Annotated in this window: 10 protein-coding genes; 7 read left to right on the forward strand and 3 right to left on the reverse strand. The window is 36.5% G+C overall.

What is annotated here, in order from left to right:
* Positions 1-204: 204 nt before the first annotated feature.
* From MHH96_RS12735 to MHH96_RS12765, 7 genes are all read left to right on the forward strand, one after another.
* Positions 205-1,194, forward strand: a complete 990-nt coding sequence (locus tag MHH96_RS12735; protein WP_144544495.1) for an ABC transporter permease — start codon at positions 205-207, stop codon at positions 1,192-1,194.
* A 44-nt stretch (positions 1,195-1,238) separates the two neighbouring features.
* A complete protein-coding gene (locus MHH96_RS12740; RefSeq protein ID WP_047941616.1) occupies positions 1,239-2,090 on the forward strand; it encodes a carbohydrate ABC transporter permease in 852 nt (283 codons plus the stop codon).
* Positions 2,091-2,120: 30 nt separating this feature from the next.
* On the forward strand, positions 2,121-3,737 hold the full coding sequence (locus MHH96_RS12745) for an ABC transporter substrate-binding protein (protein WP_047941432.1): 1,617 nt from the start codon (positions 2,121-2,123) through the stop codon (positions 3,735-3,737).
* A 19-nt stretch (positions 3,738-3,756) separates the two neighbouring features.
* Positions 3,757-5,214, forward strand: coding sequence for a glycoside hydrolase family 32 protein (locus MHH96_RS12750; protein WP_341117508.1), 1,458 nt, complete (start codon positions 3,757-3,759; stop codon positions 5,212-5,214).
* A 22-nt stretch (positions 5,215-5,236) separates the two neighbouring features.
* Positions 5,237-6,277, forward strand: coding sequence for a carbohydrate kinase family protein (locus tag MHH96_RS12755; protein WP_341117510.1), 1,041 nt, complete (start codon positions 5,237-5,239; stop codon positions 6,275-6,277).
* 35 nt (positions 6,278-6,312) lie between these two features.
* Positions 6,313-8,172, forward strand: a complete 1,860-nt coding sequence (locus tag MHH96_RS12760; RefSeq protein ID WP_341117513.1) for a glycoside hydrolase family 32 protein — start codon at positions 6,313-6,315, stop codon at positions 8,170-8,172.
* Positions 8,173-8,253: 81 nt separating this feature from the next.
* Positions 8,254-8,427, forward strand: coding sequence for a hypothetical protein (locus tag MHH96_RS12765; RefSeq protein WP_156827898.1), 174 nt, complete (start codon positions 8,254-8,256; stop codon positions 8,425-8,427).
* Here the strand turns inward: MHH96_RS12765 and MHH96_RS12770 are convergent.
* From MHH96_RS12770 to MHH96_RS12780, 3 genes are all read right to left on the reverse strand, one after another.
* Entirely contained in the window at positions 8,411-9,979 is a 1,569-nt protein-coding gene (locus MHH96_RS12770) for a glycoside hydrolase family 32 protein (protein WP_341117516.1), read from the reverse strand. The two genes, MHH96_RS12765 and MHH96_RS12770, sit on opposite strands and share 17 nt — an antisense overlap.
* A gap of 539 nt (positions 9,980-10,518) precedes the next feature.
* Positions 10,519-11,985, reverse strand: coding sequence for a glycoside hydrolase family 68 protein (locus MHH96_RS12775; protein WP_341117517.1), 1,467 nt, complete (start codon positions 11,983-11,985; stop codon positions 10,519-10,521).
* A gap of 300 nt (positions 11,986-12,285) precedes the next feature.
* Positions 12,286-13,572 (reverse strand): ABC transporter substrate-binding protein, encoded by a 1,287-nt coding sequence (locus MHH96_RS12780; protein ID WP_047941438.1) that lies wholly within the window; start codon positions 13,570-13,572, stop codon positions 12,286-12,288.
* Positions 13,573-13,611: the final 39 nt, after the last annotated feature.

Genomic DNA, 13,611 nt, shown 5'->3' on the forward strand with positions numbered 1-13,611 from the left:
TAGATTGTATTTTTTTTTAAAATAAGTAAGTCAAGCGGTTGACACATCGATTGAAAGCGTTTAAAATCAAATATATCAAGCGGTTGACAGAAAAAAGTTTGAAAGCGGTTGATATACATAATCTGAGAAGGGAGATTTAGAAATATGTCAAGCGGTTGACATTTTAATCATTCAATATTTTTTTCAAGAAGGGGGCGAAATAAAATGTCAGTTTCAGTACCTGAAACGAAAAAAACGAATAAGAAAACTTCCCATGAAGTAGAAGGTGAATTTTTTCCTGAACAAAAAAAAGAAAATTTTATTCAATATTTCAAAAAAAATTATGCGTTGTATTTATTTTTAGTACCTGCCATTATTTTAACAATTGTATTTAAATATATCCCAATGTATGGAGCAATCATCGCTTTTAAGGATTTTAGCCCAATGAAGGGAATTATCGGCAGCGATTGGGTAGGCTTAACACACTTTAAAGATTTTTTAACTTCTCCCAATTTCAAAGAGATTTTTATGAATACGCTTAAATTAAGTTTCTATGGTTTAATACTGGGCTTTCCAGTACCCATTATTTTAGCACTTAGCCTTAATCAAGTACGGCGAGCTGCTATCAAAAAGAATATCCAATTAATATTGTATGCACCGAATTTTATATCTGTTGTTGTCATTACAGGAATGTTATTTATCTTTATGTCACCTACAGGTCCAATAAATTCACTATTATCGGTATTTAACGATAAACCAGTTTCCTTTATGACAGATCCTGAATATTTTAGATCCATTTATATTTTATCAGGAATATGGCAAGCGGCAGGTTGGTCATCGATTATTTATGTAGCAGCACTTGCAAATGTGGATCCTCAATTACATGATGCGGCGACAATCGATGGAGCAACACTATTACAGAGGATAAGGCATATTGATCTTCCTACTCTAAAACCAATCATGGCAGTGTTGTTTATTCTAGGAGCAGGTGGAATTATGGCGATTGGATTTGAAAAGGCTTACTTAATGCAAACCTCTATGAATCTGCCAACTTCAGAGATTCTGCCGACTTATGTGTATAAAGTAGGGCTGCAGGCCGGGGATTATGCCTATTCAACAGCGGTAGGTTTGTTTAATTCTGTTATTAACGTCGTTTTATTGGTATTTGTGAATTTTGTAGTGAAGAAGTTAAATGAAGGTGAAGGGTTATATTAATAAAGGGGGGATACCCATTGAAAAATCATTCCAAAACAGATAAAATGCTTCTTTTTAGTAACAAAATAATTTTAATATTACTCGTTTTAATCGTGTTATTACCGTTACTTTATATTTTATTGGCTTCCTTTTTAGACCCCAATGTGCTGCTTAGTAAAGGTTTTTCCTTAAATCCTTCTGATTGGAGTCTGGAAGGCTATAAACGGATTTTACAAGATGAATTAATGATAAAAGGATTTATCAATTCAGTCATTTATTCATTAGGCTTTACAATTGTCACTATTGTTATTACGATCTTTGCTGCATATCCGCTTTCTCTTGATGGATTTAAAGGGAAGAATATAATTATGGTTTTCTTTCTCATTACGATGTTCTTTAATGGCGGGTTGATTCCTACCTATTTAATAGTAAAGGATTTAGGAATGCTAAATACCGTTTGGTCGATTATTCTGCCAGGAGCAATTAGTGTCTGGAATATTATCTTAGCACGAACCTTTTTTAAAGGGCTTCCAAAAGAGCTGTTTGAGGCAGCAAAAATTGATGGTGCTTCTGAATTGAAAATATTTCTGAAAATAGTTTTGCCTTTGTCTAAACCTATTATTTTTGTAATCGCTTTATATGCCTTTGTTGGACAATGGAATTCCTACTTTGATGCAATGATTTATTTAGAGGACCAAGAATTACATCCATTGCAGCTAGTTTTACGTTCCATTCTGATTCAAAACCAAGTTCAGCCTGGAATGATTAATGATCAATTAGCAATGGCTGAGTTAAGTAAATTAGCGGAAAAAATAAAATATGCATCTATTGTCATTTCAAGTCTACCACTTCTAATCATGTATCCATTCTTCCAAAAATACTTTGAAAAAGGTGTTATGGTAGGATCTTTAAAATAATTTAAATAAAAGCATATGGAGGGTTCATTTATGGGGAAAATCAATAAGCTTCTTTCCACTTTTATTGTTGCCGGTCTTGTTCTAACAGGCTGCAGTGGCGATAAGACAAGTAAAAGTGCTTCAACAGAAGATTTAAAACTAACTGATGTTACATTTCCTTTGAAAGAGAAAGCTACACTTCGTTTTATGACACAAAGCTCAGCTTTGGCACCAACCGACCCGAATGAAAAGCTAATTTATCAAAGATTAGAGGAACAGACAGGTGTCCATATAGATTGGAAAAACTATACGAAAGACCAATTTGTGGAGAAGCGGAATTTAGCGTTGGCAAGTGGGGAGCTGCCAGATGCCATTTTAGATGCTGCTTTCAGTGATTATGATTTATTGAAATATGCGAAGGATGGAACCATCATACCAGTTGAAGATTTAATTGATCAGTATATGCCCAATTTTAAAAAGGTGCTGGAAGAAGCTCCAGAATATAAATCGATGATTACAGCTCCAGATGGACATATATACAGTTTTCCTTGGATTGAAGAGCTTGGCAGTGGAAAGAGCCGCATTCAAGTAGTTGACTGCCTTCCTTGGATAAATGTAGAATGGCTCAATAATTTAGGGCTGGAAATGCCAACAACAACAGAAGAACTAAAAGAGGTACTTCTTGCTTTTAAAACACAAGATCCAAATGGTAATGGCGAAGCAGATGAAATACCATTATCTTTTATTGTAAATCAAGGGGGAGAGGACCCAGCCTTCTTATTTGCTTCCTTTGGTCTAGGCGATAACTGGGATCACACGGTCGTTTCCAATGAAGGGAAAGTTATTTTTACTGCAGCAGAAGAAGGATATAAAGAAGCGTTAAAATTCTTTAATGAACTAAATGATTTAGGTTTAATTGATGTAGAAGCATATGAACAAGATTGGAATAAATATGTAGCGAAAGGAAAAGATTCAAAATACGGTCTTTACTTTACATGGGATAAAGGAAATATTAGTGGCATGAACGATACTTATGATGTAATGCCCCCATTAGAAGGACCAAATGGTGAAAAAAATGTGGCGCAAACTAATGGCTTTGGTCTTGATAGAGGAAGAATGGTTATCACAAGTGCGAATAAGAATTTAGAGTTAACAGCTAAATGGATTGATCAACTGTATGAACCACTGCAATCTGTTCAAGATAACTGGGGAACATATGGGGATACGAAACAGCAAAATATTTTTGAATTTGATGAGAAAGCTGGTATGTTAAAGCATCTTCCTTTAGAAGGCGCGGCACCAGTCGAAATAAGAGAAAAAACAAATATCGCAGGACCGCTGGCGATATTAGATGAGTATTACGGCGTATATACGACAAAACCAGAAGATGCTGCTTGGAGATTAGATATTTTAGAAAAAAATATGGTTCCTCATATTAAAGCTGAGAACTTTTATCCACCTGTATTTTTCTCACTAGAGGAAGCAGATGAAAAGGCAAAAATTGAAACAGATTTATTTGCTTATGTAAATAGAAAAAGAGCCGAATGGATGAGTAATGGAAAAATTGAGGAAGAATGGGAAGATTATTTGAAAGAATTAGAGAGACTCGGTCTAAGCACTTGGTTGCAAATTAAGCAAGATGGCTATGACAGAACAGTAAAACAGTAAATTAATTGGAGGCATGACATTGAAGATTACTAAACTCGAAAAATACAGACCAGCCTTGCATTTTTCTCCCCAAAAAAATTGGATGAATGATCCGAATGGGTTAGTGTTTTTCAAAGGAGAATATCATTTATTTTATCAGCATAATCCGCATGGCAGCACATGGGGGCCCATGCATTGGGGGCATGCAGTCAGCAAAGATTTAATTGTATGGGATGAATTAGAGATAGCTTTACATCCTGATGAGAATGGAACCATTTTTTCAGGCAGCATAGTTGTGGATTGGAATAATACAACAGGCTTTTTTAACGAAGAACCCGGGTTGGTGGCTATTTTTACCCATCACTCGGAGCCAGATCACGGCAAGGAGGCTGTTCAGACACAGAGTTTGGCATATAGCATAGATAAGGGAAGATCATGGATTAAATATGACGGTAATCCCGTACTTGCTCACCCTACCAATCCTGATTTTAGAGACCCTAAAGTTTTTTGGCACAAAGATACCCAAAAGTGGATGATGGTTTTAGCTACAGGACAAACAATCTCTTTCTATTCCTCTTTTAATTTGAAGGATTGGCAGTTTGAAAGTGAATTTGGAGAGAATTGCGGCTGTCACGAAGGGGTATGGGAATGTCCAGACTTATTTGAGTTACCAATAGACAATACAAATGATAAAAAATGGGTGCTTATTGTCAGTATTGGCGATAATCCTCAATATGATGAAGGATCTCGCACACAATATTTTGTTGGGTCATTTGATGGAAAGGAATTTACGCCAGAACATGAAAATATAAAATGGCTGGACTATGGGAAGGACAACTATGCTGGGGTAAGCTTTTCTGATATTCCTGAAGCAGATGGAAGACGAATTTATTTAGGCTGGATGAGTAATTGGCGTTATGCTAATCAAGTTCCGACAGAAGGATGGAGAAGTCAGATGACTCTTCCTAGAGAGCTGGAACTGCGTGAGAAGATGGGAGAGTATTATCTCGTCCAACATTTAGTAAGAGAATTAGATACCTATTTTGATAGAAAAGAAGAAAGAACAGACACAATCATTACAGCCAAAGAAAGCACTGTTTTTGAAGTAGATCATGAATACACAGAGATAATCCTATCCTTCAAGAATATAAATGCAAATAAGTATGGATTAAGGATAGAACATACAGATTCACAGCATACAACTATTACTATTGATGCGAAAGAAAATGTACTGAGTCTGTCTCGTGAAAAATCTGGGGTGGTTGATTTTTCCGATATTTTTCCTAAACTGCAGCGAGTTGGTCTTGAGGATTCTCATTCACTTGATTTACGAATAATTGTAGATTCTGCCTCCTTAGAATTATTTATCAATGGCGGAGAGCAAGCATTAACAAGTTTAATTTTCCCTGATAAAGTAAGCAAACGAATATGTTTGTTTGCAGAAGAAGGGAAAGTAAATCTAGTATATGGCAAGGTATCTGTTCCTTCTAAAAGTTGATATATAATGGAAAGCCAGAGGATTGGATAAATCTATCCTCTGGCTATTTTATACGAAACTCAATGGAAAAAAGTTAGAAAAGTGGTGTAGAGATATGATCGATGTAGCAGCATTAGGAGAAATTTTAATTGATTTTACTCCCCAAGGAGAAAATGAGCAGGGGTTTCCGATTCTTGTTGCAAATCCAGGTGGAGCCCCGGGAAATGTTCTAGTGGCTTTATCCTGTTTAGGGCTGAGAACAGAATTTATGGGGAGCGTAGGAAATGATTATTTTGGGGAATTACTCGTTGCTACCTTACAGAATAAAGGGGTGCAAACAAATGGAATTGTTTATTCCCCAATAAAAACGACACTAGCATTTGTGCATATTGATCATCAGGGGGATCGTTCATTTGATTTTTATAGACAGCCTGGTGCGGACATGATGTTATCTAAGGACGATGTGGACTTTTCATTAATAGCAGATGCTAAAATATTCCATGTAGGATCAATATCCATGACAAATGAGCCAGCAAGAGAAGCAACTTTAGTAGCATTAAATTATGCGAAAGAACAACATAAGATTATTTCATTTGATCCAAATCTTCGTCCCTTACTATGGCAAAGCTTAGAGGAGGCAAAAGAGCAAATCGAAGCAGTCTTGCATTTTGCGGATATAGTCAAAGTTTCGGAAGAAGAATTAGCATTTTTAACGAATACAACAGATATTTTTTTAGGAGCAAAGCAGTTATTTAAAGAGTTTGATTTACGGCTGCTTTTTGTAACAGTGGGAGATAAGGGAAGCTATGCATATGGAGAGGATGGCTTAGTATTTGTCCCAGGAGCAGCTGTAAAAGCTATTGATACAACTGGATGCGGAGATGCATTTCTTGCTGGCGTGCTATATGAATTATTAAAGAGGGATTTATTGAATTTTAAAATACGCGAAGATATATTAAAGCAAATATTGAATTTCGGAAATGCGATGGGAGCATATGTGGCAACAAATAAAGGTGGAATTCCAGCCATGCCTACTCTTCACCAAATTGAAGACTTTATAGTAGTCAATAAAAAGGGAGGATAAATGGTGCTAAAAAGAAGGAAAGAAGGAGAAGCAAATTGAGAGAAAGAATCTTGACAGCTGTTTTGTCTGTTGCATGGTTATTAACTGGCTGTAGTATCCATCAAATGGGAAAGGAAGAGAAAAATTTGGATGCCTTGAGACCGGATAATATGGAAGCTGCCACTTCTGATTATTATACAGAATTGTATCGACCTCAATATCACTTTTCAACCCCTTCAGGAAATTTAGCTGACCCTAATGGACTCATCTATTTTGAGGGAGAGTATCATCTGTTTCATCAAAAAAATGGTAATTGGGCACACGCAGTGAGCAGGGATTTATTACATTGGGAGCATTTGCCGATTGCGTTAGAACATGATAACCTAGGGCAAGCATTATCTGGAAGCACTGTGGTGGATTGGAATGATTCCACAGGATTTTTTGATGGGAAAGCCGGATTAGTTGCCATCTATACAAATACAGAGGGAGGAGAATCCCAAAGTATTGCTTATAGTAAAGATAATGGGAGAACATGGGAAAGATATAAAGGAAACCCGGTTATCCCCAACCCAGGAATAAAGGATTTTCGCGATCCAAAAGTATTTTGGCATGAGAGTACTAAAAAATGGGTAATGGTTGTTTCGACAAATCAAAGTGTGACGTTTTATCGTTCTGATAATTTGATTGACTGGGAGTTTCAGAGTCAATTTGGGGATAAGGAGGGATCTCATGCAGCTGTATGGGAATGTCCTGATTTATTCGAATTGCCTGTAGATGGTGATGAGAATAATAAGAAATGGGTATTGCAAGTTAGTGTTGGAGATAATGAAGAAACAAATGGATCAACTGCTCAATATTTTATTGGAGAGTTTGACGGAACACAATTTATTAATGATAATGCGCCAGAAACTATTTTGACAACAGATTTTGGGCAAGACTTTTATGCAGCTCAGTCCTTTTCTGATATCCCGGAAAAAGATGGCCGCCGAATATGGTTAGGCTGGATGGCGAATTGGAGATATCCTTATCAATCGCCGACGGAAGCATGGAAGGGATCTATGTCAATTCCACGTGAACTGCATTTGAAAACAGTTAAGGATGGAAGTATTAAGTTATTTCAAGAACCGGTTAGGGAGTTAGAAAGTTTACGTGTTAATCATATTGCTATTGATCCTATGGAGGTCAATGGGGGGCAGTCAATTCCTGATTTTTCTGGTACCACTTATGAATTTGAAGCTGTGCTGGAATGGGAAAACATTGAGGAATTCGGTATTCGCGTTCGACAATCAGAGGACGAAAATACGGTTATAGGTGTAAATACGTTAAGTAAAAAACTATTCTTAGATAGATCTCGTGCTGGATTAGAAACGTTATTGGATCGAAATGGGAATCCATTTCAATTTGGCAATAACCATACAACTACTTACCCTGTTGAGGAGAAACGAATAAAGATAAGAGGATTTGTTGATGAATCATCTGTTGAGGTGTTTATAAACGACGGGGAATATGTCTTTACGAAATTAATCTATTCCCAGCCTACGAGCAACGGAATAGAGTTATATACAAAAGGTGGTAGTATGAAGGTTGTTTCACTAGATTTTTATCCTTTATATTCAACCTGGAGAGAACGCCCAAAGGAAAATGAAGTCGAACGTATAGTAGTAAGTTCGGAATATTTAACTATTAAAGAAGGGGAAATCAAAACTATTAAAGCGATTTTAAAGCCAGATTGGATTAAGAGCAGTTCTCCTTTTAGTTGGGACAGCGCTGAACAAGACATAATCGAAATCACGAAGTCTGATGACGAGGAGAAGGGTATTTCCATTAAAGCATTAAAGCCAGGAGTAACAAGCATACAGGTTAAGCATCCAGAAACGAAAATTGCAAAGGAAATTAGAATAAGGGTAGTAAAATAAAAGGGAATGAAAGTATTATAAAGTATGTAAGAGCACTTTTCGCAAAAAAGGAAAAGTGCTTTTATATGGATTCTAAATAGAGTGTATGGAGCATTTTGTTTACAAATAAGATTCTTACACGTTAGAAAAAATGTCATCACTCCTGGGGGAGACCATACAGTAGATATGGAAAAAGAAAGCTGGCAATTAGTGAAAAAGGATGTCGTTTCTCTGTCTGAAGAAAGAATGCCCAAATCCATTAATCAAAGTGTGTAATCGTCATATTCTTAAAGATTGCTGTCCCGCCATCTGAATACAATGTGATGGCTTGATCATCTGCATGAGGGAATATTAAATTCGATTGCACAACCTTCCCATCATCTACAAAAACCTCGATACTACTTTTATCAACAAGGATCTTTAAATGTACTTGTGTTTGTTCAGCGGGAAAGGGTGCTGTACTTTCTGAATGTGTATTCTGCTGATCTGGATGTTCGGTCAAAGAACGATTTACATATGAGTATTTTTCTTTTATAAAGATTCCTACATTCACATATCGCTTTTGATCAGAAGATTCTCTAAGTCTTAAACCGACATTATCTAACTCTGTCCATAAGATGTCCGTCTCTAGTTGATAAATTTCTCCTGTCATCTCTAGTTGCTTTTGGCCGTTTACTTCTATTTCCTTTAGATGATCTTTTGTCTTGGCCAGCTTGTTGTATGCTTCGATTGGTTGGGAAGCTAAATAATAGGAATTTTCCCCATTATTTTTTAATTGAATTTGTCGAACAACAGAATCCATTCCGTTAAAGCCTTCTTGTAATGTTGGGGTATTGTCGGCATAATTCCAATTATTCATCCACGCAAAAGCATATCTTTTCTTGTAATCATCACTATTGCTTCCATCCTCAAATGTTACCCCAGCATACCAATCCAAACCATAATCAAGCCATTGGGGTTCTGGATGATCAGCTGTAAAGTGGTTTCCATCAAAATGACCAATCCAATAAGCATAAGTATTAGGCTGATTCTTTGTTTTTCCATTTGCACTCGCACCAAGCACCCATTTGAAGCTCCCATCATTTGTCTGCATATAGTAAAGGTCCGGACATTCCACAATTCCTATATCATTTGTGAAGAAATCGCTGAGGTATGTCCAATCTTTCAGATTAGAGGATTCATAAAAACCAATCTTTGTTCCTTCTGCCATTAGCATTATCCATTTATGATACTCTTTTGACCAAATGATTTTGGGATCACGAAAATCATCGGTTCCAGGATTTGTCATAACAGGCGTATCACTGTATGAAGTGAATGTACTGCCATTATCGAGGCTGTACCACAAGAACTGTTCTTGTTTTTGCTGATTGGCTGACGGCTGAGTGACGATTGCGATAAGTGCGCCATATCCAAATCCAGCTGTATTCTCTTTATCAACAACGACAGAACCTGACCAAGGGTCTCCATTTTGATTTGTGTATTTTGGAATGGCAATTCCTTTATCCTTCCAGTGCACTAAATCTTTTGAAACAGCATGTCTCCATTCTGTGCCATTACCGTCAGGATAATCACCATTGTAAAGATAATAGTAATGATAGAAGCCATCTAAATAGATTGGTTTTTGCGGATCATTTTTCCACTTGTCAGGAGTAGTGAAATGGTATTTGGCACGATAGGATTGACCATCAGAAACAACGTTTTGTTCTTGCAGGTCTACTGTTTTAGTAAAAACCTTAGTGATTTGATTCCAAAATAAGAGGATGCCAACAAGTATAATAAGGCATGAGAGTAATAGGACTTTCTGTGTGTGCTTTGCTGGTTTCTTCAAGTAATATCACCGCGCTTATCCTGTATTTCTTGCTATTGGTAAAAGAGGGTGGGACAAAGCAAAATAAATAATGGATAAAGACGAACAATCTCTAATTTAGTGGTGAATCCAATTCGTTCCATTGCGTTACAGACACTCCCTTTCCGCGGGGAGCAACCTAAGCCTCCTCGGCAAGCCTGTGGGGTCTTAGGCTTTGCTCTATTTCCCGCAGGAGTTGAGTGTCTTCCACTCCATTTCACTCCGTTTTTAAAGAGTATTTCGTTCCAACTTTTTTTTCAAAAGAACTAAATGGAGCAGTCTGAATACACGGAGACTCCTATGGGAGCTGCGAGAAAGTCCAAGACCCCGCAGGAACGAGGAGGCTTGGCGCTCGCCCCATGGAAAGCGAAGTGTATTCAGTCTGCGGGTGATTACCACATACCTTTTTTCTTCAATAAATAAAAATTCCAAACAATTATACGAATCCTTTTTAGTATGAATGTATAATTGTTCGGGTTATATTAAATTGAAATACTTTTATCCCAACCTCGTTTTTTTATTTATTTATTTATAGTGATTTGACCTTGTTCTAAAATGCTATTTTTTACTACAGAAGTTTTATTGCCTTTAATATTTAATAAAAAGCTTGGAGCAAAAGTGGATTGATGATCTTCAAATAATCCCCTGTTTGTCATATAGCTTGTGACAACTACATTGTCACTGTTCTTTTGTGGAATCGCAAAATGAGCGTAGTTCCATGTAATATCATTTGGATCTAGATTTTGATGTAAGACAATACCTGTTTTGTTTAAAGGTTTATATGGTCCAGTAATAGAATTAGCTACATATCCTAATAGGTAAATATCTTTGTCGTTAATGCCATCAATAGTCATTTTTGATCCTCTAGAACTTGTAAATAGATACCATTTTCCGTCTTTTTCGAAGATATTCGCACGTTCAATTTCATCTGTAACAGTGTTGGAAGCAATTAACGGCTTCATTTCTTTTTTTAGTGTGTAATCATCATTAATCTCAATGATTCCTAATGCACCATTTGCTAGTGTTGCTAAATTCTTTTTCGGGCTTTGTAATAACTGCTCTTTTTCTGTTCTGAAAAATTTAGTGCTGCCCCCATAATAGATTTTATTAAATAATGATTCTTCTCCTTGATAGCCATAATCTGTTCCTGTATTAGCTTCAAATATAAGATATTTATGTCCATTGTCTTCAACGTAGTGAGGATCTCTTAATGTATGGTTATCTGCATAATTTCCACCTGAAAAAGCTTGATCAACTGTTTGATATACAGATCCATCTCCACCATCATAGATGGATTTATGATCTTCCACACCATCAATTTTTAATGTATTTGCATCTAGTTTAGATACATTAACTTGGGCAGTAGTTAATGTTTGTTTTCCAAAAAATCCATGATCAGGATCCCAGCCTTGACGATTCGTATAGAATAAGCGGATTTTGCCATCAGAAGTGAAAGTTGCTGAACCAGACCATTCTTCTGCTTGATTGTTTAAAATAACATCATTGGAAGCATATTTATCGCTGTCTTTAAATACTCTTCCTGCATTTTTCCATGCATCAATGGAATTATCACCAATTTTTTTATAGAACATGTAAATAAATGTATCCCATCCTCTATCTGGATCTCCAGCTAATCCAAATACAATTTGATAGCCATTATATTCTGCAACTGTTCCATCTGCATTTTGTAACGGCCATGTATCCCAGACATCTAAATCAATTAAATTACCTTTTTCATCATAGCCCTTTGCTGAAGGGATGTTTTTAATCGTTGATTCATCAAAAGCTGGCACTTTAAATTTAGAATCGTTTTGTTGTTCCGTCATTTTTTCCATATCGAATCGAGTGATATGTGAAATATCATAAGATTCTTTGTGGTCTAACTTTTCTTTTTGCTTTGCAAAAGCTAGAGACCCACTACCTCCAAATAAAATAGCTGCACCCAATGATACGACTGTTGCTTGTTTAGCAAGCTTGTTCAATTTCATGGTTTACCTCCTAGAATGTGTTAGATGAAACAAAAGATAAGGACAGGGTAGAACTGCTGATTTATAAAAACAAAGCAGCAAATACACCGTGTTTCTAATAAAATTATAGGTTAATCTGGTTTCTGCGCATATGGCATAGATTGATAGAAATCTAGTCTTATATTGATATAAGATAAATCGAATATACTAGAGGATATAATAGAAGAACGGGACCTTCTTCCTTATTTCAAATAGAGAGAATGATTTCTTGTAAAACCAAAAAATCGCTCCCTGCAAAAGGGAGCGATTAGAAGGCGGGAATTAGTGGGAAGATGAAGCGGCAGCCTTTTCCCAAGATTTTTGAAATTCCTGCAGCAATTGATCTCGATTTAGCTGTTTGCCCACGTATAATTGCATAGCTAATCCAAATTCTTCTCGTGCACTATTAGGAAAGGCAAACCAGTTGGCTCTAAGGGTTTTTCCTGTCTGATAGTAGTTCATAATTTCCTTTGCAAGCGGTCCTAGATGGTGTGCCTCTATATGGTCAAAAGCTGGAATGAATTTAAATTGTTCCGTCATAAAGGACTTTCCTTGCTCTGAAAATACCATCCAGTTTAGAAAATTTTTGGCTGCTTTCTTCTTTTCAGCAGATGATTGCTTGTTTACTACCCAATAATTAGAAACGTTAACAGCGATTGCATCAGCTGGTTCCTCGTTAATAGGAATCGGCAGAAATCCAATGTTCATGTTCGGAGATTGCTGATCAATCATTGGCTGAATCCAATTGCCTTGTTGAATCATCGCAGCTTTTCCCGAAGCGAAGAGATCAACTTCTGTATTATAGTCTGTTGTTAGGGGATTGTGGTTTCCATATTTGATGGTAGTATCAAGTAAAGAAATAATATCTAAGAATTTTTGATTGTTCGTAATTTTTGTGGTTCCTTTGTTTAGTTGGTCAATAAATGCTTCAGGATCATCTTGTTGTGCAAATGCAATATTTAAGAGATGATCGCCAAGCTTCCATTCTTCATAATATCCAGTTGCAAAGGGCGTAATACCGGATTCTTCTAATGTTTGTGCTGTAGCCTGTAACTCAGATAATGTTCTAGGAAGCGTATGAATTCCTGCCTTATGAAATAAATCTTTGTTATATATGAATCCATATCCTTCGATATTAAGGGGCATTCCATACACTTTGCCATCCATTGTTACTGGTTTCAAGGTGTCTTTGTACGCATGAGGAATCCATGGTTGATCGGAAAGATCTTCTAAATAGTCACTCCATATTTTCACATTGTCATACCCAGTATTTGTAAAAATATCAGGACCATTATCCGCTGCAATTTGGGCTTTCAAATCAGCAAGATCATCAGCAGCACCACCTACAGTGTGAACCTGAATATCTATATTTGGATGTTCGCGTTCATATGCCATCACCATTTCTTCAAATTGGGTAGAAATTTCTACTTTTGGATTTCGGATAGTTAGTGTGATGCGTTCATCGGCTGTTTTTCTTTCGCTTGAGTCTTCTTCTGATTTTGGCTGACAAGCTGAAAGTGCAACAATCAACAATCCTGCAATAAGCCATGTGAATGTCCACTTTGTCATAATTTCACTCCTGCTATTTCACTCTCATTTATTATTGAT

Origin of the sequence: Niallia sp. FSL K6-0212 (assembly GCF_038007605.1) — a bacterium.
GTDB lineage: Bacteria > Bacillota > Bacilli > Bacillales > Cytobacillaceae > Niallia > Niallia circulans.